The following is a 22,010-nucleotide window of genomic DNA, read 5'->3' on the forward strand; positions in this document are numbered from 1 at the left end:
TTTTGTACGTCAAAAATATTCTTTTATTCACACTTGTGAGATGGGCCTATAGCTCAGCTGGTTAGAGCGCACGCCTGATAAGCGTGAGGTCGATGGTTCGAGTCCATTTAGGCCCACCATCTCTTAAATTCATATGGGGCCTTAGCTCAGCTGGGAGAGCGCCTGCCTTGCACGCAGGAGGTCAGCGGTTCGATCCCGCTAGGCTCCACCAAGAAGTTGTTCTTTGAAAACTAGATAACGTAATTGATAACAAGTAATTCACTGAGATTTACGCTTACCATAATTAGTGATTTTCTAGACATTTATGTCTAAACAAACAACGAAATGCGAAACGCATCTTGTGATGCGATTGACCATTTAGGTTAAGTTATGAAGGGCGCACGGTGGATGCCTTGGCACTAGGAGCCGATGAAGGACGGGACTAACACCGATATGCTTTGGGGAGCTGTAAGTAAGCTTTGATCCAGAGATTTCCGAATGGGGAAACCCACTGTTCGTAATGGAACAGTATCTTTATCTGAATACATAGGATAATGAAGGCAGACCCGGGGAACTGAAACATCTAAGTACCCGGAGGAAGAGAAAGCAAACGCGATTTCCCAAGTAGCGGCGAGCGAAACGGAATTAGCCCAAACCAAGAGGCTTGCCTCTTGGGGTTGTAGGACACTCTATACGGAGTTACAAAGGAACGGGGTAGATGAAGCGACCTGGAAAGGTCCGTCAGAGAAGGTAATAACCCTGTAGTCGAAACTTCGTTCCCTCCAGAGTGGATCCTGAGTACGGCGGGACACGAGAAATCCCGTCGGAAGCAGGGAGGACCATCTCCCAAGGCTAAATACTCCCTAGTGACCGATAGTGAACCAGTACCGTGAGGGAAAGGTGAAAAGCACCCCGGAAGGGGAGTGAAAAGATCCTGAAACCGTGTGCTTACAAGTAGTCAGAGCCCGTTAATGGGTGATGGCGTGCCTTTTGTAGAATGAACCGGCGAGTTACGATCCCGTGCAAGGTTAAGTTGATGAGACGGAGCCGCAGCGAAAGCGAGTCTGAATAGGGCGTTTTAGTACGTGGTCGTAGACCCGAAACCAGGTGATCTACCCATGTCCAGGGTGAAGTTCAGGTAACACTGAATGGAGGCCCGAACCCACGCACGTTGAAAAGTGCGGGGATGAGGTGTGGGTAGCGGAGAAATTCCAATCGAACCTGGAGATAGCTGGTTCTCTCCGAAATAGCTTTAGGGCTAGCCTCAAGTATGAGAGTCTTGGAGGTAGAGCACTGATTGGACTAGGGGCCCTCATCGGGTTACCGAATTCAGTCAAACTCCGAATGCCAAAGACTTGCTCCTTGGGAGTCAGACTGCGAGTGATAAGATCCGTAGTCAAGAGGGAAACAGCCCAGACCACCAGCTAAGGTCCCAAAGTATACGTTAAGTGGAAAAGGATGTGGAGTTGCTTAGACAACCAGGATGTTGGCTTAGAAGCAGCCACCATTTAAAGAGTGCGTAATAGCTCACTGGTCGAGTGACTCTGCGCCGAAAATGTACCGGGGCTAAACGTATCACCGAAGCTGTGGACTGTTCTTACGAACAGTGGTAGGAGAGCGTTCTAAGGGCGTTGAAGCTAGACCGTAAGGACTGGTGGAGCGCTTAGAAGTGAGAATGCCGGTATGAGTAGCGAAAGAGGGGTGAGAATCCCCTCCACCGAATGCCTAAGGTTTCCTGAGGAAGGCTCGTCCGCTCAGGGTTAGTCGGGACCTAAGCCGAGGCCGAAAGGCGTAGGCGATGGACAACAGGTTGATATTCCTGTACCACCTCCTCACCATTTGAGCAATGGGGGGACGCAGGAGGATAGGGCAAGCGCGCTGTTGGATATGCGCGTCCAAGCAGTTAGGCTGAGAAGTAGGCAAATCCGCTTCTCATATAAGGCTGAGCTGTGATGGCGAGGGAAATTTAGTACCGAAGTTCCTGATTCCACACTGCCAAGAAAAGCCTCTAGCGAGGTGAGAGGTGCCCGTACCGCAAACCGACACAGGTAGGCGAGGAGAGAATCCTAAGGTGAGCGAGAGAACTCTCGTTAAGGAACTCGGCAAAATGACCCCGTAACTTCGGGAGAAGGGGTGCTTTTTAGGGTTCATAGCCCTGAAAAGCCGCAGTGAATAGGCCCAGGCGACTGTTTAGCAAAAACACAGGTCTCTGCGAAGCCGCAAGGCGAAGTATAGGGGCTGACGCCTGCCCGGTGCTGGAAGGTTAAGAGGAGAGGTTAGCGCAAGCGAAGCTTTGAATTGAAGCCCCAGTAAACGGCGGCCGTAACTATAACGGTCCTAAGGTAGCGAAATTCCTTGTCGGGTAAGTTCCGACCCGCACGAAAGGCGTAACGATCTGGGCACTGTCTCAACGAGAGACTCGGTGAAATTATAGTACCTGTGAAGATGCAGGTTACCCGCGACAGGACGGAAAGACCCCGTGGAGCTTTACTGTAGCCTGATATTGAATTTTGGTACAGCTTGTACAGGATAGGTAGGAGCCTTGGAAGCCGGAGCGCCAGCTTCGGTGGAGGCATTGGTGGGATACTACCCTTGCTGTATTGAAATTCTAACCCACAGCCCTGATCGGGCTGGGAGACAGTGTCAGGTGGGCAGTTTGACTGGGGCGGTCGCCTCCTAAAATGTAACGGAGGCGCCCAAAGGTTCCCTCAGAATGGTTGGAAATCATTCGCAGAGTGTAAAGGCACAAGGGAGCTTGACTGCGAGACCTACAAGTCGAGCAGGGACGAAAGTCGGGCTTAGTGATCCGGTGGTTCCGCATGGAAGGGCCATCGCTCAACGGATAAAAGCTACCCCGGGGATAACAGGCTTATCTCCCCCAAGAGTCCACATCGACGGGGAGGTTTGGCACCTCGATGTCGGCTCATCGCATCCTGGGGCTGTAGTCGGTCCCAAGGGTTGGGCTGTTCGCCCATTAAAGCGGTACGCGAGCTGGGTTCAGAACGTCGTGAGACAGTTCGGTCCCTATCCGTCGTGGGCGCAGGAAATTTGAGAGGAGCTGTCCTTAGTACGAGAGGACCGGGATGGACGCACCGCTGGTGTACCAGTTGTCTTGCCAAAGGCATCGCTGGGTAGCTATGTGCGGAAGGGATAAGTGCTGAAAGCATCTAAGCATGAAGCCCCCCTCAAGATGAGATTTCCCATCACATTAGTGAGTAAGAACCCTGAAAGATGATCAGGTTGATAGGTCTGAGGTGGAAGCGCGGTGACGTGTGGAGCTGACAGATACTAATCGTTCGAGGACTTAACCACAGTCTAATAAAGTGTAAAAACTGAGTGAAACTTGTTATCATACGTTATTTAGTTTTGAAAGAATAACTCTTTCTAATTGCATATTGTCTGGTGATGATGGCAAAGAGGTCACACCCGTTCCCATGCCGAACACGGAAGTTAAGCTCTTTAGCGCCGATGGTAGTTGGGGGTTTCCCCCTGTGAGAGTAGGACGTTGCCAGGCACGCAAAAAAAAGAACAGCAGAGATGCTGTTCTTTTTTGTATGGAAAAAGAGATAAAATGGCCTTTTTCTTGCTGCCCTTGGTAAATGAATCTTTTAAGAAGCAGACAAAGCAACAGCCAAAACATCAGCTGCAGCCATCTTTAATAAATCGTCTGCCCAGATATTTTTTTGTAGACATACACGATTTATGAACACCATCATACAATTAGAGAGGGTAAGATAATTCGAAATTTTGTATACAAAATTTGATCTGTGGCAAAACTGTTTGTATGGAGGTGGAGAGCATTGAATTCGGAAGACTTAAAGAAACCGGCTGGGGAAACGTGTATTATATGTGATACGGAAAAAGCGAAGGGAATTCATCTCTATACAAGCTTTGTTTGTACAGATTGCGAGATTGATATGATTCAGACAGAAACAGAAGACCCTAAATATAAATATTTTATTGATAAGCTGCGGAGAGTGAAAACGCCGCCGCTCTACTCTTAAGCTGCCTTGTCAGGCAGCTTTTTCTATTGACCTACTACTGATATAATAACGGTAATACATGATAAAGGACGGTTTTTGTTTAGATGGATACTCCACTGTATTCAGCCTTAAAAAGGCATGCGATGAAACGCCCGGTTTCGTTTCATGTACCCGGGCATAAATATGGAAAGATTTTTTCTCAAGAGGCAAGAGATGATTTTGAAAAGATTTTAAAGTTAGATGCGACGGAGATCACAGGATTGGATGATCTTCATGATCCAAGCGGTCCGATTGCAGAGGCTCAGGAGCTTGCTGCAGCTCTATATAAGGCAGATAAAACATTCTTTTTAGTAAACGGTTCAACTTCAGGAAATATCGCAATGATTATGGCTTGCTGTGAGAGAGATAAGCCGGTTTTAGTCCAGCGGAACAGTCATAAATCCATTATTAATGGAATCAGACTTGCAGGAGCCTGTCCAGTGTTTCTGGCGCCAAAATTTGATGAAGAATTGATGGTGCCTTCTTATGTGCCTCATGAAACCATTGCTGAAGCTATAAATGAATATCCAGATGCATCAGCTTTAATATTAACGAGTCCGAATTATTATGGTCTGGCGTGTGACCTGCAAGGTGCAATAAAGCTTGCCCATGAAAAGAACATCCCTGTTTTGGTGGATGAAGCGCATGGTGCCCATTTTATACTGGGGGATCCTTTCCCGCAATCAGCATTAGAGGCTGGTGCAGATGTTGTTGTTCACTCTGCCCATAAAACATTGCCGGCAATGACAATGGGTTCCTTTTTGCATGTGAATGGCAAATTGGCAAATGTAAACCGTATAGGACACTATCTATCCATTTTACAGAGCAGCAGTCCATCATATCCAATCATGGCCTCATTGGACTTAGCAAGAGCTTATTTACAGGGTTTAACATCTGCAGAGGCAGTTGATTCCATCGCTGAAGCAATAAACTCTTTTGAAAATACGATTATGGAAATAGATGAGCTGTGCATTGTCCGTTCCAATGACAGGAAGGCAAGTACAGATCCGCTTAAACTTACGATTAAGTCAACTGCAGGAATGACTGGTTTTGAGCTTCAGAGTCACTTAGATGCTTCTGGCATCTATACGGAGCTTGCAGACCTCCAGAATGTATTGCTCGTTTTGCCGTTAGCAAGTAAGATCGCGCCTGAATTTGGGTATACCACTATAAAGGGTAGTTTCGCTTTAAAAAACGAGCTGAATCCTCTAATGTTCCAAAATGGCACCAGTCCTATCAGTATGCCCCTATCCAATCATCAGTTAAATGGGTATAGTAGAGAGGTTGTATCTTTTAAAGATGCGGCTGGCTTATTAAGCGCAGATGCTGTTATCCCATATCCGCCGGGAATCCCTCTTTTAATGGAGGGAGAAAGAATCACGAAGGAACATATCATCCAAATACAGGTGCTGATTCAAGGCGGTGCGAGGTTTCAGGGAAGCAGGGCACTGACAGAAGAAAAGCTTGCAGTTTATATAAAGAAAAGGTGATTGTAATGAAAGGGATTTTTATCACATTCGAAGGACCTGATGGTGCAGGGAAGACAACCATCCTAAATATGCTGTCTGAGGAATTCAGGGAAAAGGGTATAGAGGCAGTATTCACACGTGAACCAGGAGGAATCCGGATTGCTGAGCAAATCCGCGAAGTGATTTTAAATAAAGAAAATACAGAAATGGATTCAAGAACAGAGGCTTTACTGTATGCAGCTGCAAGACGCCAGCATATTGTAGAGAAAGTAATTCCTGCCTTAAATGAGGGAAAACTGATTATCTGTGACCGGTTTATTGATAGTTCCTTAGCTTATCAGGGGTTTGCAAGAGAAATAGGTGTAGATGATGTTTATTCTATTAATATGTTTGCGATTGATGGTGTCATGCCTGAGGTTACTTTATACTTTGATATTGAGCCTGAACGCGGTCTGATGAGAATCAGCGGCAATGACGGCAGAGAAGTGAACAGACTGGATCTTGAAAAGATGGACTTTCATTTAAAAGTTCAGCAAGGCTATAAACATTTAATCGATAAATTCCCTGAACGGATAAAAGTTATTAATGCAGATCAGTCTCTTGATGACGTCTATCGGGATGTAAAGGAAGTTTTAATTCCTTATTTAAAGTAAACGCTGATATAATAAGTAACAACAATGTTACAATTACCATAAATGAAACAATGCTTTATCAGGATTAAGCTGTTAAACTATAAGGAGGCATACCTATGAAAATGATTATTGCGGTTGTACAGGATCAGGACAGCAATAAGCTTTCAAGCGCATTGGTTGAACATAATTTCAGAGCAACGAAACTTGCATCGACTGGCGGATTTTTGAAGTCAGGCAATACAACATTCATGATTGGTACGGAAGATGCACGTGTTGAGAAAGCATTGGCCGTTATTAAAGAGAACTGCCAATCAAGAGAACAGCTCGTAGCTCCAGTGTCACCCATGGGCGGAAATGCGGATTCGTATGTACCTTATCCTGTTGAAGTTGAAGTTGGCGGAGCGACAGTCTTTGTGCTTCCGATCGAACAATTCCACCATTTTTAAGGTGTGGGCATAAATGAAGATCAATCAAGAGCTTCGTACGGGATTAGATAAGAGAAACGCCAATCAGAAGACAAATGCCGCCGGATCCAAACCATTTTCAGAAATGGTGCTGAGACAAGAATCCAAGCTGCAGCTGCAGGAATTAAATACATTGATGGCAAATGTTGAAGAGGCTGGCCGGCGTGTTGCGAAATCCCGGAATATGCGGGATCTATCGAGATATAAATCGCTTGTCAGACGATTCGTACAGGAAGCTGTGGACTATGGGCTGAAAGTAAAGCAGTCCGGGACCTGGGACTATAGCGGAAGCACCCGGTCACTGATCACCGTAGAACAACTGGATCAGCATCTTATTGAACTGACGGAAAATCTGCTCAATGAAGATCAGTCATCCATCGACATACTGGCAAAAATAGGTGAAATTAAAGGCCTTTTAATTAACCTCTATACGTAAAGAGTGATAGATATGACGATGAGTACTTGGAATGAGCTGGCCGATTATCAGCCTAAAGTACTAAAGCTGCTGGGCAACAGTCTCGAAAAAAACCGGCTGGCCCATGCATACCTTTTTGAAGGGAAAAAAGGTACAGGAAAAAAAGAAATCAGCCTGCTTCTTGCCAGAAGCTTCTTTTGTGAAAATACCGAAGATTTTAGACCTTGTGAGACATGCAGAAACTGCAAGCGCATCCATTCCGGCAATCATCCGGATGTTCATTTAGTGGAACCGGACGGATTATCGATAAAAAAGTGGCAGATTCAAGATCTCCAGGGAGAATTCACAAAAACCGGCGTTGAATCAAGCAAAAAACTGTACATTATTTCGCATGCTGACAAAATGACGGCAAATGCTGCCAACAGTCTGCTGAAATTTTTAGAAGAACCAAATGCCAATACGATGGCTATTCTGATGACTGAACAAGTGCATCAAATTTTAAATACAATCCTATCAAGGTGCCAAACGCTCACTTTTATGCCACTGCCTACTTCAGCTATTGAGAAAGAGCTGTTAAAGCAGGAGGTATCTCCTAATTTTGCGAAGCTTGCAGCAAGAATGACCAACAATGTTGAAAAAGCACTCGAATTAAGTCGAGATGATTGGTTTGCACAGGCAAGACTTGTAGTGATAAAATTGTATGAAGTGATATCAAAGCGAAACGGACAGGCATTTGTCCAAGTTCAAACGCAATGGATGCCATTTTTCGCAGAAAAAGAACAGCAGGACATGGGCTATGACTTGCTATTATATTTATATAAAGACATTCTTTCCATCCAAATTGGCAATACGGATCATGTTATCTATCAAGATCTGCTTCCACAGTTAGAACAGCACGCCATTCAAGTATCCAGACAAAAGGTCCTTGAAAAAATCACTTCTATTTTAGAAGCAAAAAAAAGACTCCAGATGAATGTGAGTCCACAATTACTGATGGAGCAATTGGTTTTATCTTTGCAGGAGGGATAAGATTGTACGATGTAGTGGGTGTCCGCTTTAAAAAAGCGGGTAAAATATATTATTTCGACCCTAATGGGCTTCAAATAGAAAACGCCGATTATGTTATTGTCGAAACAGTAAGAGGCGTAGAGTTCGGCAAAGTAGTAATTCACAAGAAACAAGTTGGCGAGAATGATATTGTCTTGCCTCTTAAAAAGGTTCTTCGTGTGGCTGATGAGAAAGACCGCCTGATCGTAGACGAAAATCATCATGCTGCAAAGGAAGCCTACGAGGTTTGTCAGCAAAAAGTGAACGAGCACAGGCTTGATATGAAACTTGTTGATGTTGAATATACGTTTGACAGAAACAAGGTTATTTTTTACTTCACTGCTGACGGACGAGTTGATTTCAGGGAATTGGTTAAGGATCTCGCTGCCATCTTCAAGACTCGAATTGAGTTAAGACAAATCGGGGTCAGAGATGAGGCGAAAATGCTTGGCGGTATCGGACCCTGCGGAAGAATGCTGTGCTGCTCCACTTTCTTAGGGGATTTCGAACCGGTTTCCATTAAGATGGCCAAGGATCAGAATCTTTCACTGAATCCAACAAAAATCTCAGGGTTATGCGGCAGATTAATGTGCTGCTTAAAATATGAGAATGATGAGTACGAATCTGCTAAAGAACAGCTTCCGGATATTGGAGAATCGATCGGCACTCCAATCGGCATCGGAAAAGTAGTCGGGTTAAATATATTGGAACGGGTATTGCAGGTTGAACTTTCAGAAAAAGACCGCGTGGTTGAATTTACTTGGGAAGAATTAATGAAAGAAGGCGCAGTTCCAATGAAATCCACAGATTAATGAGGTGGAACAAGTGGATAAAAAAGAGATCTTTGAATCTGTAAGCAGTATGGAGGAACAAATCGGCTCTCTGTATCGACAGCTTGGAGAGCTGAAGCATCATTTAGGAGAGCTGCTTGAAGAAAATCATCATTTGCAGCTTGAAAATGATAACCTCCGCAGGCGGCTAAACTCGACTGCTGCGACAGAAAAAAAGAAGCAAAATAAACAGCATACAGATAAACAAGCACTGGATTCAAAGATTGTGGACATTGGAGAGGGATACGACAATCTGGCCCGTCTTTATCAGGAAGGCTTCCATATTTGCAATGTTCATTATGGAAGTGTCCGCAAAGATGGAGACTGCTTGTTTTGTCTTTCCTTTCTTAATAAGAAATAAACTGGCTTTCCTGCTTATGGGAAAGCTTTTTTTATGGAAGAGGAACACTTTGTCAATACTAACAAAAAAGAAAGGATTTTATGATGGTTGATTTAATAGGAGATGAACGTCTCGATTATTTATTGGCAGAAGATTTAAGGATTATTCAAAGTCCGTCTGTTTTTGCCTTTTCATTAGATGCTGTCCTTCTTTCGAAATTCGCATATATGCCGATACAAAAGGGACGGGTCCTTGATTTATGCTCGGGAAATGCAGTTGTGCCCCTGCTTCTATCTACAAGATCCAAAGCAATGATTACAGGAGTTGAAATTCAGGAGAGATTATTTCAAATGGCTGAAAAAAGTGTGGCCTACAATCAGCTTCAGGATCAGATTACCATGATTCATGGAGACTTAAAGGATATGCCGGCAGCACTCGGCCACGGGAAATTCGATGTAATTACGTGCAATCCTCCATATTTTAAAACTCCTAAGAAAGACGAAATGAATCAAAATGAACACCTTGCCATTGCCCGTCATGAAATACTCTGCACACTTGAGGATGTTATTATGGCCAGCGGCAAGCTTTCAAGAATGGGCGGCAAAATAGCGCTTGTTCATCGTCCGGGAAGATTAGTTGAAATTATAGAGCTAATGAAGAAATATAAAATTGAACCTAAGCGGATTCAGCTTGTTTACCCAAAACAGGGAAAAGAAGCGAATACCCTTTTAATAGAAGGAATTAAAGGCGGACAGCCTGATATAAAGATTCTGCCTCCGCTGTTTGTATATGACGAAAACAATGAATACACAAAAGAAGTAAAAGAGATTTTATATGGAGACAAATAGCACTCATTTCTTTTATGTGCTCGAATGCAGGGATGGGAGCTATTATGCAGGCTACACAAATGACCTTGAAGCCCGCATTCAAAAACATAATGCCGGAAAAGGCGCTAAATACACCCGTGCAAGAAAACCAGTATCTTTGCTTTATAACAAGCCGTTTGAAACAAAAAGCGAGGCTCTTAAAGCAGAATATTACTTCAAAAAGCTGTCGAGGAAAAAGAAGGACGAGTTTTTGAAAATGCCTGATGAGGAAAAGGTATGGGGATTTTCGCAGGGAGAGGATGATACAAATGCAGGAACAAAAAAGCTTTAACCAAGATACAGAGTGGGGATCTCTTTACCTGGTCCCAACTCCTATAGGGAATTTAGAAGATATGACGTTTCGCGCAATCAATATTTTAAAAGAGGTTGATGTAATTGCAGCTGAGGATACAAGGGAGTCGAAAAAGCTGTGCAATTACTTTGAAATCGATACTCATCTGATTAGTTACCATGAACATAATAAGGAATCAAGCGGCCATAAAATTCTTGAGCTGATGAAACAGGGAAAAAGCGTTGCCTTAGTTAGTGATGCCGGGATGCCGATTATTTCAGATCCAGGCAGCCAGCTTGTAAATGAAATTTTGGCTGAGAATGGAAAGGTTATACCTCTCCCGGGTGCAAATGCAGCCCTGACGGCTTTAGTAGCATCAGGAATTACCCCTCAGCCATTCTTCTTTTTCGGATTTTTGGAAAGACAGAAAAAAGAGAAGAAAAAGCAGCTGGAAGAATTATCGAAGCGCACAGAAACGATGATTTTTTATGAATCTCCCCATCGGTTAAAGGAAACTCTGGCGGTGATGAGTGAAATATTGGGCAACCGCAGAATATGCTTATCAAGAGAGCTGACCAAACGCTTCGAGGAATTTATCCGGGGAACAATAAAAGACGCTTTAATGTGGTCGGAGGAAAATCAGATTCGCGGTGAGTTTTGTTTAATCGTTGAAGGAAGAGATGAAAAGGACGTGATCGCGGAAGAAGAGTGGTGGACCCCCCTTACTCTTGAAGAACATGTCAGTCATTATGTCCGTGAAGGCCATGCTTCAAAAGAAGCAATTAAGCAAGTAGCAAAAGAACGCGGCATACCGAAGCGGGATGTTTATCAGTCCTATCATGTAAATGAATAAAATAAAAAGACCCGACAGCGAGTGTCAGGTCTTTTTTATTTATTTTACTAAATTGCTTTGAATTTCTTTAAGAATTTGTTCTGCACCTTCGCGGCTAAGAACTAATTTTCCGTTGCCTAGAGTGAAGTTATCATCAGATACTTCGCCAGTTACAGCACAAGTCATGTTTGGTTTATATTTTTTAAGGATAATTCTTTCGTCATCCACGTAGATTTCTAATGCGTCTTTTTCTGCGATTCCTAAAGTGCGTCGCAATTCGATTGGAATAACCACACGGCCGAGCTCATCAACTTTACGTACGATTCCTGTAGATTTCATGTTTATGTTCTCCTCCCAATAATAGGTTCTCTATATGTTTTTTCTTAAACTTCGTCATTTTTCGACAAAATCTTCATCCTCATAAGCATAACAGTGTTTCCAATAAACGTCAATCCTCAAATATCCAATAGTTTGTAAAATTAAGTTGGTTTTCCTTGAACACTTATGCACTAAGCATAATAGGAATATATACCCTTGATAAAAGGAAATTAAACTCATAAAAGGGAATTTTTAATTATACAGTGAATAGTATTAATTCAAAATATTGTTTATTTAATTATAACGATTGTTCGACAAGAATCAACAAAAATAATTCATTAGGAAACATTTGGCATACCAGAGCCATTCATATTATTCTTGTCCTCCTTTGTTTTTTTGTCCATAGAAGGTATATTTTCTTGATATTAAAGGCTAAGATGGTATCATAAAGAGTATAAATAACAATGATTAGTCGCTCTCGTCCATTGGGGCGGGGGCTTTTCTTCTCTAACCCAGAGACAGTCTTCAATACCAGGAGGGAAACGGATGGAAGGTCACAAAAAGTCATTTTATATTACAACACCTATTTACTATCCAAGCGGAAAACTACATATTGGACATGCTTATACAACGGTAGCGGGCGATGCTATGGCCCGTTATAAACGCATGCGCGGTTTTGATGTTATGTATTTAACTGGCACAGATGAACATGGGCAGAAAATTCAGCGCAAGGCTGAAGAAATCGGAGTAACACCTCAAAAATATGTTGATGACATTGTCAGCGGCATTAAAGATCTTTGGAGCAAACTTGATATCTCGTATGATGATTTTATTCGTACAACAGAAGACCGTCATAAAGAAATTGTTGAAAAGGTATTTGCGAAGCTGCTTGAGCAAGGGGATATTTATCTCGATCAATACGAAGGATGGTATTGTACACCTTGTGAATCATTCTTTACAGAAAGACAGCTTGAAAACGGCAACTGTCCTGATTGCGGGCGTCCTGTAGAAAAAGTAAAAGAAGAATCCTACTTCTTCAAGATGAGCAAGTATGCAGATCGTCTTCTGCAGTATTACTCAGAAAATCCGGAATTTATTCAGCCGGAATCACGCAAAAACGAAATGATTAACAACTTCATTAAACCAGGTCTTGAGGACTTGGCAGTATCACGGACGACTTTTGATTGGGGAGTGAAAGTTCCGGGAGATCCAAAGCATGTCATATATGTATGGATTGACGCTCTGTCCAATTATATTACAGCACTCGGATATGGCTCGGAGAACGATGAAAAGTACAATAAATTCTGGCCCGCAGATGTTCATCTAGTAGGAAAAGAAATTGTGCGTTTCCATACAATCTATTGGCCGATTATGCTGATGGCGCTTGATTTGCCGTTGCCGAAAAAAGTGTTTGCACATGGCTGGCTATTGATGAAGGACGGAAAAATGTCCAAATCAAAAGGAAATGTTGTAGATCCAGTTACCCTAATTGACCGCTACGGCCTTGACGCCCTTCGGTATTATCTATTAAGAGAGGTACCGTTCGGTTCAGACGGCGTCTTTACACCAGAAGGTTTTATCGAAAGACTGAATTTTGATCTTGCAAATGACCTTGGAAACCTGCTGAATCGTACAATTGCCATGATTCAAAAATATTTTGACGGCGAAATCCCTGCGTACAGCGGACCTAAGACAGACTTTGACGGGGAATTATCAGCTTTCAGCAAAGATACCCTTGTAAAATACGAAGAAGCGATGGAGAAAATGGAATTTTCCATTGCATTGAATGCACTTTGGCAATTCATCAGCAGAACGAATAAATACATTGATGAAACGCAGCCTTGGAATCTTGCAAAGGATGAGGAAAACCGCGAAAAGCTTGGTTCAGTTATGTATCATCTTGCCGAGTCCCTTCGTATTTCAGGAATCCTGCTGAAACCATTCCTTACGAAAACACCTGACAAGATGTTTGAACAGCTTGGCATACAGGAGCCTGCGCTCAAAGAGTGGGCCAGCTTATCAGAATTTGGGCAGCTGCATCAAGTCAAAGTCTCTAAAGGGGTTCCAATTTTCCCTCGTTTAGAAGTAGAGGAAGAGGTTCAATATATTAAAGAGCAAATGCAGGGAACGGCTCCTGCTGCTGAGGAAGAAAAGAAAGAGCAAAAAGCAGATGCATCAGGCGAAATTACGTTTGATGAATTTATGAAAGTTGAAATGCGTGTTGCAGAAGTCATTCATGCAGAACCGGTAAAAAAAGCTGATCGTTTATTAAAGCTGCAGCTTGATCTTGGTTCTGAAAAAAGACAGGTTGTATCAGGAATTGCGAAGAGCTATCAGCCTGAACAGCTTGTCGGAAAGAAAGTCATTTGCATCACGAATCTAAAACCTGTAAAACTGCGCGGAGAACTTTCACAAGGCATGATCCTGGCTGGCGAAGAAGAAGGCAATTTGTCGCTTGCTACTGTCGATTCCAGCCTTCCGAACGGTACGATTATTAAATAAAAAAAGAGAAGAAAGAGGTGTTTCACGTGTAACAATCGGGAATGACGCCTCTTTTTTTCTTTGCTTAAACCCTATGAAAGGATGTCTAAACATGTTATTTGATACACATGCTCATTTAAATGCGATTCAATACAATGATGACTTAGAAGAAGTGATTGAAAGAGCACTTGAAGAAGGGGTAACCCATACGGTTGTAGTCGGCTTTGATACGGAGACCATTACACGTGCCATCGAGCTTGCGGAGAAGTATGATTTTATCTATGCAGCTGTTGGCTGGCATCCAGTCGATGCAATTGATATGAAAGATGAAGACCTCAAGTGGATAAAAGAACTTGCATCACACCCTAAAGTTGTAGCGATTGGCGAGATGGGGCTTGATTATTATTGGGATAAATCTCCGAAGGAAATTCAAAAGGATGTATTCCGCAAGCAAATCGCCCTTGCTAAAGAAGTGCAGCTTCCAATAATTATTCATAATCGGGATGCAACTTCCGATGTTGTTGAAATTCTGCAGGAAGAAAATGCAAGTGAAGTAGGCGGCATAATGCATTGTTTTACAGGAAGTCTTGAAGTGGCGAAACAATGTATGGATATGAATTTTTATATTTCATTTGGCGGGCCGGTTACATTTAAAAATGCTAAAAAACCGAAGGAAGTTGCTGCGCAAATTCCAATGGATCGTCTTTTAATAGAAACTGATTGCCCATACTTAACACCTCATCCGTTTAGAGGAAAACGAAATGAACCGAGCTATGTGAAATATGTAGCAGAGCAAATTGCTGAACTTAGAGAAATGGATTATGCAGAATTTGTTAGACAAACTTCCGACAATGCAAAAAGATTATTCGGCATTTCTCGCTAAAGGAATTTGTAGAATTTTGATAGGGCTTGTCCGAAAGTACAGGTTTTAAAGAGGTTCTACATGTCTCTTTTTCCTCATAGGATATATTTGTCGACAAGAATTGCTTCACTTTTTGATAGTTTTTTAGCATAATAGTGATTACGATTAGAAAAAATTGATAGAAGTGGGTGAGGGTTGACAGCAAGATCGATACTTTATATAATCCTCGGAGGAGAAGGAGGCGTTTTTCATAGTGATAAATAATATGAAAAAGCTGTTATCCGCAAAACTAAGCTTTAACAAGATTGTCCTCGCAATTGTCAGTTTAGTAGTTTTGGGAACGGGTACTGCATTCGCGACATTTGAAGCGTCGAAGAACACAGTTACTGTTTCGCTGAACGGCAAAGACGAGAAGCTCAGGACACACGCACGTACAGTTGATGAATTACTCCAAGATTTAGACATAGATAGAAAACAAGAAGACGAGGTATCCCCATCAGGAGATACTAAGATCAAAAACAATCTAAAAGTTGTTTATGAGGCTTCGAAACCTGTACAGCTTACGGTGGACGATGAGAAAAGGACAATAAGGACAACAGCAAAAACCGTAGAAGAATTTTTGAAAGAACAAAAAATAGCAGTTTCAGAGCACGATAAGATGAATGCTTCGTTGCAAACGAAAATTTCTGATAATCTTAAGCTCAACATTGAGAAAGCCATACAGATCACACTAACGGTTGAAAATAAAAAACAACAAGTATGGTCAACTTCGACTACTGTCGCTGACTTTTTGAAAGACCAAAAGGTACAGGTAAATGAACTTGATAAGGTTGAACCCCAAATTCATGAAACATTGAGTGCAAATGACGCCGTAATAGTCACACGTGTAGAAAAAGTCACCGATGTAGTGGAAGAACCAGTTGCATTTTCAGTTGTAACAAAAAATGATAACAGCATTCCAAAAGGAAAACAGGAAGTTATTAAGCCTGGTACAGAAGGTACTGTTGCGAAACATTTTGAGGTTATGCTTGAAAATGGAAAAGAAGTGTCAAGAAAGCTGATCAAAGAAGAAACGAAAAGTGAAAGTCAGGACCGTGTTGTTGTAATAGGCACAAAAGCTGCACCTAAGCCTGTGAGTACGGCAAGTACTTCAAGCAAGCCTGAAACAGTGTCGCGTTCAAACGATTCTGTTGCAAAAGAGTTTTATGTTACATCAACTGCTTATACCGCTCATTGTAATGGGTGTTCCGGCACGACTGCCACAGGTGTCGATTTAAGAGCAAATCCGAATGCCAAAGTAATCGCGGTAGATCCAAGTGTTATTCCTTTAGGGTCTAAAGTTTATGTAGAAGGTTACGGATATGCCATTGCCTCGGATACAGGCGGCGCAATCAAAGGGAAAAAGATTGATGTTTTCTTCTCTGATAAGGGAGCAGCCTATCGATGGGGAAGAAAGCAAGTTAAAATCAAAGTGTTAAATTGATTCTCTGACAGAGGGTTTAGATCCCTCTGTTTTTTTGCGTTATAATGGGGTACAATTACGTTTCAATAATATAGACGTTTGACTGCTCAGGAAAGTTTCACCTTTTTGGAGGAAAACATGAAAATTAAAGAAATTATTGTTGTTGAAGGAAGAGATGATACAACTGCCATTAAGCGCGCAGTTGATGCCGATACAATTGAAACGAACGGATCTGCAATTGGAGATTCGGTCATTGAACAGATCCGCCTTGCCCAGAAGACGCGGGGTGTCATTATTTTTACAGATCCTGACTTCCCAGGAGAAAAAATACGCAAAACGGTTGCAGAGCAGGTTCCCGGCTGCAAGCATGCTTTTATTACAAAACCTGAAGCCAGACCTAAAAATGGAAAAGGCATCGGAGTTGAGCATGCGTCCATAGAAGCGATCCGAAACGCTCTTAAAGAGATCAAAGAAGAGATGACGGATACAGATCCGATTATTGATAAAGATGATTTGATGACGGCGGGTTTAATAGGCGGTCCAAAAGCGAAGGAGCGGCGTGAAAAACTCGGGGTGCTTTTGAAAATAGGCTATACAAACGGCAAGCAGCTTGAAAAAAGACTGCATATGTTTCAAATTACAAAACAAACTTTTGCACAAGCTATAGAGGAGATTGTTCGGGAGGAGCAGCAAAATGATTAAAGATATCGCAACACCGGTTCGCACGAAAGCTATTTTAGAAAAGTACGGGTTTTCATTCAAGAAAAGTCTTGGACAAAACTTTTTAATTGACCCGAACGTGCTGAACCGTATTGTAGACCATGCAGATGTAACAGATGAAACAGGTGTTATTGAAATCGGTCCGGGGATCGGAGCTTTGACAGAACAGCTTGCCAAAAGGGCGAAAAAGGTTGTTGCATTTGAAATTGATCAGCGCCTCATCCCGATCTTAAAAGACACCTTATCGCCTTATGACAATGTAACAGTCATTCATCAGGACATCCTTTTGGCAAATGTAAAAGAGGTTATGGAAGAACAATTCAAGGACTGCCGCGAAGTGATGGTCGTCGCTAACCTCCCTTACTATGTAACTACTCCAATTATTATGAAACTGCTTGAAGATCATTTGCCTTTGAAAGGGATCGTCGTCATGCTGCAAAAAGAAGTAGCAGATCGAATCGCGGCTTCTCCTTCTTCAAAAGATTATGGTTCACTTTCCATTGCTGTTCAATACTATACAGACGCCAAGACGGTCATGACGGTGCCTAGAACCGTTTTTATGCCCCAGCCTAATGTTGACTCCGCTATTATCCGTCTGCTTCTGCGTGAGGAAGCTAGAGTGGTTATAAAGGATGAAGACTTTTTCTTTAAAATTGTTCGTGCGAGCTTTGCTCAGCGAAGAAAAACACTCCTTAACAATCTGACACATTCTCTTCCAGACGGAAAAGAAAAGAAACCTGATATTGAACAAGCTTTAGAAAAAGCCGGCATCGACGGAAAGAGAAGAGGGGAAACTCTTTCGATTGAAGAATTTGCAGTGCTGAGTGATTTGTTAGTTGAGGATTTTAATGGATAAAGTTCATTTATGAAAAATGGCCCGCAGCGAAAGACAGCTGCGGGCTTTTTATATGGGCATTTTTTGATATGAAGGCAGTGGGAATGAATGGTTTTAATTGCTTAACGTGCCCAAGGCGGTTCTGCTTTTCTATTGTTCAGCTCCACCGCCCAACTCCTCGGCCAGAAAGGATTCACCGAAAAAGTCAAACCCGGACTTTTCCGGTGAATCCTTATCTGTCTGTCGGAGCTAAACGGGCGGTTCCGCTTTTCTGGCGGGTCACACTTTTCAATCAGCATCATAGGCTAGAAAAGGATTGTTCTTAGCTTAGGGGTCTAAACGAATTAGACATAGAATGGGCATCACCTTAGGGCCTAACCAGTCCGCGGTGCTCTTTGAAGATCAGTTCCGGGGAATCGGTCATTTGGAGTGAAGAACATGCAAATAAAAATTGGAGATATCGTAGCCCGAAAATCATATAAGTATGATGTCCTGTTTCGGGTAATAGACCTGAAACAAGCAGAAGATGGAACGTGGGCTGCCATTTTATACGGAGAAGAAGTACGACTGATCGCAGATGCGTTATGTGACGATTTAGCAGTTATTGGAGATCGGGAACGCAATAAAAGGAAAGTGCATGAAAAAGAAATGCTTGAGCAGTCTCTGTACTTATTAAAGCAGGATTACCGCTTATTGCAGGAAAAGCGTGAGTATGGAGCGACGGCAAGCTACAGCCACAATGAGGAGTTTTTTCATTTGCCTGGGAAAGTGCTCCACTTAGATGGCGATCCGCTATACCTGCAAAAGTGTCTGACTCTCTATGAGCGTGTCGGTGTCCCGGTCTTTGGCGTACATGTGAAAGAAACGGAGATGCAGGAGGTTGTAACGGATCTTATTGAAGAATACCGGCCTAATATCCTTGTCATAACAGGTCATGATTCATACTCAAAGCATAAAGGCTCGATTAATGATCTCAATGCCTACCGTCATTCGAAGCATTTCGTTCAAACTGTGCGCAATGCAAGAAAAGCCGTCCCTCATCTAGACCAGCTGGTTATCTTTGCGGGTGCCTGTCAGTCTCACTTTGAATCTTTAATCAGTGCAGGAGCCAATTTTGCGAGCTCGCCATCGCGAGTTAATATTCATGCATTGGATCCAGTGTATATAGTCGCTAAAATAAGTTTTACTCCTTTTATGGAGAGAATTAACGTCTGGGATGTCCTGCGCAATACGCTTACAAGAGAGAAGGGTCTTGGCGGGGTTGAAACAAAAGGTGTCCTCCGTACAGGCATGCCTTATCACAGGCATGAGGATTCCAATTCTTAGGGCTGCTTTCCACTTTGAGAGAGCGGTCTTTTCTTCTGATGGTGAAAAAAAGCGCAGCTTTTATTGGAAAAATGAAAACATTTCCTATCTTTACATAAAAATTAAGAAATAGGTAAAGCCTAGTTTGTAGAGAGAACGTGAATTTTGTTGAAAATATTTTGTTGACAACGAACTTTTATCACTGTTATAATTTAAATTTTATTTGACTTAAAATAGGCTATCGTGTATACTGAAATTAGTGAGGTGGATGCAATGGCAAAAACTTTAGTCGATATCAAAAATTCCCTGGATTCTAATCTTGGAAAGCGGCTTACGCTTAAAGCAAACGGCGGCCGCAGAAAAACGATTGAGCGTTCAGGTGTTCTTACAGAAACATACCCAGCTGTTTTCGTTGTACAACTAGATCAAGATGAAAATGCATTTGAACGTGTATCATACAGTTATGCCGATGTATTAACTGAAACAGTGCAATTAACATTTTTTGAAGATACTTCAGGTTCAGTGGCAGTTGCTGGGCAGTAGACACATGTTTGCTGCTTTTTTTTTTGGTTAAAAATCATTTAATGATTCTTTATTTATTTTGGATAACACTAACGCAAAGCCGCACATACTAATAGTGCCGCTTTTTTTTATGCGGTTAAATCAAGCAGGATTTAGAATCAGACGTAAATTAAAGGGGTGTTCTGTGATGGGAAGACGTCAGGGAATCATGTCCGATGAATTTAAATACGAACTGGCTAAAGACTTGGGGTTTTATGATACGGTAAAAAATGATGGCTGGGGTGCAATCAGATCGCGCGATGCCGGCAACATGGTGAAGAGGGCGATTGAGCTTGCAGAACAGCACCTATCAAGTCAGAATAAATCATAAAGCATAAAAACAGACGGCAAAAGCCGGGGCGATAAGCTCCGGCTTTTTATCACAATAAAAACAGGCTCATTATTTCAAATGTTCCACCAATAAAGTGAAATGTCGAAAACTGCGTTATATTCATTCTATTTGTGGTACAATGTGGATAATTTCAGTTCGTTAAAAGTAGGTGAAAATGTTGCGTATTTTGGAGAAAGCGCCAGCTAAAATCAATCTATCGCTCGATGTCCTTCATAAGAGAACAGATGGTTTTCATGAAGTGAAAATGATCATGACGACCATCGACCTGGCTGATCGCGTCGAACTTGTGGAGCTTGCGTCTGATGAGATCAAAATCATTTCTCATAATCGATTTGTCCCGGATGACCAGCGGAATTTAGCTTATCAGGCTGCTTTATTATTAAAAAAGCGGTGCGGTGTAAGAAAAGGAGTCTCTATAGCCATTACAAAGGTGATTCCTGTGGCTGCCGGCCTGGCAGGGGGCAGCAGTGATGCAGCTGCTACTCTTAGAGGTTTGAACAGGTTATGGAAGCTTGGACTTAGCTTAGATGAGCTAGCAGAGCTTGGAGCCGAGATAGGCTCAGATGTTTCATTCTGTGTCTACGGAGGAACTGCACTGGCTACGGGCCGGGGTGAAAAGATTCAGCATATCGATACTCCGCCTCATTGCTGGGTCGTACTGGCAAAGCCGACGATTGGCGTATCTACTGCTGATGTGTACCGCAATTTAAATTTGAGTGCTGTTACTCACCCAGATGTAGAAGGGATGATTGAAGGAATCAAGGAACAGGATTTTGATCAGATTTGCAGCCTTTTGGGAAATGTGCTGGAAGATGTTACCTTAAAGATGTATCCAGAGGTAGCTAATATTAAAGATCAAATGAAGCGGTTTGGTGCTGATTCTGTGCTGATGAGCGGCAGCGGGCCTACTGTTTTTGGCCTTGTCCGCTATGAATCGAGGCTTCATCGTGTGTATAACGGATTAAGAGGTTTTTGCGATCAGGTATTTGCTGTAAGATTGCTTGGGGAACGGAATAACCTTGATTAAATCCGTATATTAAGTTATATTATCTTTAAAATATTCGGATTTTGGAGGTTATTCCATGAAATTTCGTCGCAGTGGAAGGCTTGTTGATATGACTTATTACTTGCTACAACATCCACATGCACTTGTTCCTTTAACTTTTTTCTCTGATCAGTATCAATCGGCCAAGTCTTCAATCAGTGAAGATTTGACGATTATAAAGCAAACTTTTGAACAGCGTGGCATTGGTTCACTCTTAACCGTGCCGGGCGCAGCCGGCGGAGTTAAATTTATTCCTAAAATCGGGATAAGCGAAGCAAAAGTAATTATTTCTGAACTTTGCAGTTTAATCGCTAAACCTGAACGCCTGCTGCCCGGGGGATATTTATATTTAACAGATATACTAGGAAACCCGACTATGGTGAATCAGATTGGACGTTTATTTGCATCTGTTTTCGCTGACCGCAAAATTGATATTGTCATGACGGTAGCAACAAAAGGGATTCCTGTTGCTTACGCAGTAGCAAATCAGCTTGACGTGCCAGTTGTCATTGTAAGAAGAGACAGCAAGGTAACAGAAGGGCCGACTGTCAGCATCAATTATGTTTCAGGTTCATCAAAGAGAATTCAGACAATGGTTTTATCAAAAAGAAGTCTTAAAGTGGGTTCGAATGTCCTGATTATTGATGACTTTATGAAAGCCGGCGGAACAATAAATGGAATGGTCAGCATGGTAGAAGAGTTTAATGCAAATCTTGCCGGAATTGGCGTGCTGGTTGAATCAGAAGGTGTAGAAGAACGCCTTGTGGATGAATACATATCTGTAGTGAAATTAACAGATGTTGATGTAAAAGAGAAACAAATCGATGTCATGGACGGAAACTTCTTTCGCTTCTTAAACCAAGTAACTTTATAGGGAGAGA

General features: G+C 42.3%; 22 protein-coding genes, 2 tRNA genes and 2 rRNA genes. 25 read left to right on the forward strand and 1 reads right to left on the reverse strand.

Annotated features, from left to right (window positions below; all coding sequences use genetic code 11):
• Nucleotides 1–42: 42 nt before the first annotated feature.
• The 15 genes from QLQ22_RS00195 (at nt 43) to rsmI (ending at nt 11,209) form a co-directional block, all read left to right on the forward strand.
• Nucleotides 43–119 (forward strand) — tRNA-Ile (locus QLQ22_RS00195).
• Between the two features lie 16 nt (nt 120–135).
• Nucleotides 136–211, forward strand: a tRNA-Ala gene (locus QLQ22_RS00200).
• Between the two features lie 149 nt (nt 212–360).
• Nucleotides 361–3,291, forward strand: a 23S ribosomal RNA gene (locus QLQ22_RS00205).
• Between the two features lie 86 nt (nt 3,292–3,377).
• Nucleotides 3,378–3,493, forward strand: a 5S ribosomal RNA gene (gene rrf, locus QLQ22_RS00210).
• Between the two features lie 286 nt (nt 3,494–3,779).
• Nucleotides 3,780–3,983 carry a sigma factor G inhibitor Gin gene (locus tag QLQ22_RS00215; protein WP_223438864.1) on the forward strand — a complete coding sequence of 68 codons (204 nt, stop codon included), beginning with the start codon at nt 3,780–3,782 and terminating at the stop codon, nt 3,981–3,983.
• Nucleotides 3,984–4,066: 83 nt separating this feature from the next.
• A complete protein-coding gene (locus tag QLQ22_RS00220) occupies nt 4,067–5,491 on the forward strand; it encodes an aminotransferase class I/II-fold pyridoxal phosphate-dependent enzyme (RefSeq protein WP_284015796.1) in 1,425 nt (474 codons plus the stop codon).
• Between the two features lie 5 nt (nt 5,492–5,496).
• A complete protein-coding gene (tmk, locus tag QLQ22_RS00225) occupies nt 5,497–6,123 on the forward strand; it encodes a dTMP kinase (RefSeq protein ID WP_223438866.1) in 627 nt (208 codons plus the stop codon).
• 95 nt (nt 6,124–6,218) lie between these two features.
• The gene (locus QLQ22_RS00230) at nt 6,219–6,548 is read left to right on the forward strand and encodes a cyclic di-AMP receptor DarA (protein ID WP_223438867.1); all 330 of its coding nucleotides are present in this window, start codon (nt 6,219–6,221) and stop codon (nt 6,546–6,548) included.
• A 13-nt stretch (nt 6,549–6,561) separates the two neighbouring features.
• On the forward strand, nt 6,562–7,002 hold the full coding sequence (locus QLQ22_RS00235) for a YaaR family protein (protein ID WP_252207829.1): 441 nt from the start codon (nt 6,562–6,564) through the stop codon (nt 7,000–7,002).
• A gap of 18 nt (nt 7,003–7,020) precedes the next feature.
• Nucleotides 7,021–8,010: a DNA polymerase III subunit delta' gene (gene holB, locus QLQ22_RS00240; protein WP_423246249.1), complete on the forward strand. Its 990-nt coding sequence runs from the start codon at nt 7,021–7,023 to the stop codon at nt 8,008–8,010.
• 2 nt (nt 8,011–8,012) lie between these two features.
• Nucleotides 8,013–8,840 carry a competence/sporulation regulator complex protein RicT gene (gene ricT, locus QLQ22_RS00245; protein ID WP_223438870.1) on the forward strand — a complete coding sequence of 276 codons (828 nt, stop codon included), beginning with the start codon at nt 8,013–8,015 and terminating at the stop codon, nt 8,838–8,840.
• Nucleotides 8,841–8,853: 13 nt separating this feature from the next.
• Nucleotides 8,854–9,219, forward strand: coding sequence for a DNA replication initiation control protein YabA (gene yabA / locus QLQ22_RS00250; protein ID WP_223438871.1), 366 nt, complete (start codon nt 8,854–8,856; stop codon nt 9,217–9,219).
• Nucleotides 9,220–9,302: 83 nt separating this feature from the next.
• Nucleotides 9,303–10,046, forward strand: a complete 744-nt coding sequence (locus tag QLQ22_RS00255) for a tRNA1(Val) (adenine(37)-N6)-methyltransferase (protein WP_223438872.1) — start codon at nt 9,303–9,305, stop codon at nt 10,044–10,046.
• A complete protein-coding gene (locus tag QLQ22_RS00260; protein ID WP_223438873.1) occupies nt 10,033–10,356 on the forward strand; it encodes a GIY-YIG nuclease family protein in 324 nt (107 codons plus the stop codon). Before QLQ22_RS00255 ends, QLQ22_RS00260 begins: the two co-directional genes overlap by 14 nt.
• On the forward strand, nt 10,334–11,209 hold the full coding sequence (gene rsmI / locus QLQ22_RS00265; RefSeq protein WP_284015797.1) for a 16S rRNA (cytidine(1402)-2'-O)-methyltransferase: 876 nt from the start codon (nt 10,334–10,336) through the stop codon (nt 11,207–11,209). The genes QLQ22_RS00260 and rsmI overlap by 23 nt, the downstream gene beginning before the upstream one ends.
• 39 nt (nt 11,210–11,248) lie before the next feature.
• Here the strand turns inward: rsmI and QLQ22_RS00270 are convergent, their stop codons facing one another.
• Nucleotides 11,249–11,533: a transition state genes transcriptional regulator AbrB gene (locus tag QLQ22_RS00270; protein WP_175443492.1), complete on the reverse strand. Its 285-nt coding sequence runs from the start codon at nt 11,531–11,533 to the stop codon at nt 11,249–11,251.
• 519 nt (nt 11,534–12,052) lie between these two features.
• Between QLQ22_RS00270 and metG the strand changes: the two genes are divergently transcribed.
• From metG to purR, 10 genes are all read left to right on the forward strand, one after another.
• Nucleotides 12,053–14,008, forward strand: coding sequence for a methionine--tRNA ligase (gene metG / locus QLQ22_RS00275; protein ID WP_284015798.1), 1,956 nt, complete (start codon nt 12,053–12,055; stop codon nt 14,006–14,008).
• A 91-nt stretch (nt 14,009–14,099) separates the two neighbouring features.
• Nucleotides 14,100–14,870 carry a TatD family hydrolase gene (locus tag QLQ22_RS00280; protein ID WP_223438876.1) on the forward strand — a complete coding sequence of 257 codons (771 nt, stop codon included), beginning with the start codon at nt 14,100–14,102 and terminating at the stop codon, nt 14,868–14,870.
• A gap of 232 nt (nt 14,871–15,102) precedes the next feature.
• Nucleotides 15,103–16,332 (forward strand): ubiquitin-like domain-containing protein, encoded by a 1,230-nt coding sequence (locus QLQ22_RS00285; protein ID WP_338037003.1) that lies wholly within the window; start codon nt 15,103–15,105, stop codon nt 16,330–16,332.
• Between the two features lie 117 nt (nt 16,333–16,449).
• The gene (gene rnmV / locus QLQ22_RS00290; RefSeq protein ID WP_223438877.1) at nt 16,450–17,013 is read left to right on the forward strand and encodes a ribonuclease M5; all 564 of its coding nucleotides are present in this window, start codon (nt 16,450–16,452) and stop codon (nt 17,011–17,013) included.
• Nucleotides 17,006–17,887, forward strand: a complete 882-nt coding sequence (gene rsmA / locus QLQ22_RS00295; RefSeq protein ID WP_223438878.1) for a 16S rRNA (adenine(1518)-N(6)/adenine(1519)-N(6))-dimethyltransferase RsmA — start codon at nt 17,006–17,008, stop codon at nt 17,885–17,887. The genes rnmV and rsmA overlap by 8 nt, the downstream gene beginning before the upstream one ends.
• Before the next feature lie 417 nt (nt 17,888–18,304).
• Nucleotides 18,305–19,192, forward strand: a complete 888-nt coding sequence (gene yabG, locus QLQ22_RS00300; RefSeq protein ID WP_223438879.1) for a sporulation peptidase YabG — start codon at nt 18,305–18,307, stop codon at nt 19,190–19,192.
• Between the two features lie 252 nt (nt 19,193–19,444).
• Nucleotides 19,445–19,714 (forward strand): biofilm formation stimulator Veg, encoded by a 270-nt coding sequence (veg, locus tag QLQ22_RS00305; protein ID WP_070877642.1) that lies wholly within the window; start codon nt 19,445–19,447, stop codon nt 19,712–19,714.
• A 166-nt stretch (nt 19,715–19,880) separates the two neighbouring features.
• Nucleotides 19,881–20,063, forward strand: coding sequence for a small, acid-soluble spore protein, alpha/beta type (locus QLQ22_RS00310; protein WP_223438880.1), 183 nt, complete (start codon nt 19,881–19,883; stop codon nt 20,061–20,063).
• Nucleotides 20,064–20,241: 178 nt separating this feature from the next.
• Nucleotides 20,242–21,111 carry a 4-(cytidine 5'-diphospho)-2-C-methyl-D-erythritol kinase gene (gene ispE, locus QLQ22_RS00315; RefSeq protein WP_223438881.1) on the forward strand — a complete coding sequence of 290 codons (870 nt, stop codon included), beginning with the start codon at nt 20,242–20,244 and terminating at the stop codon, nt 21,109–21,111.
• A gap of 55 nt (nt 21,112–21,166) precedes the next feature.
• Nucleotides 21,167–22,003 carry a pur operon repressor gene (gene purR, locus QLQ22_RS00320; protein ID WP_223438882.1) on the forward strand — a complete coding sequence of 279 codons (837 nt, stop codon included), beginning with the start codon at nt 21,167–21,169 and terminating at the stop codon, nt 22,001–22,003.
• Nucleotides 22,004–22,010: the final 7 nt, after the last annotated feature.

Source organism: Metabacillus hrfriensis, from assembly GCF_030127205.1.
Taxonomy (GTDB): Bacteria; Bacillota; Bacilli; order Bacillales; family Bacillaceae; genus Bacillus_P; species Bacillus_P dongyingensis.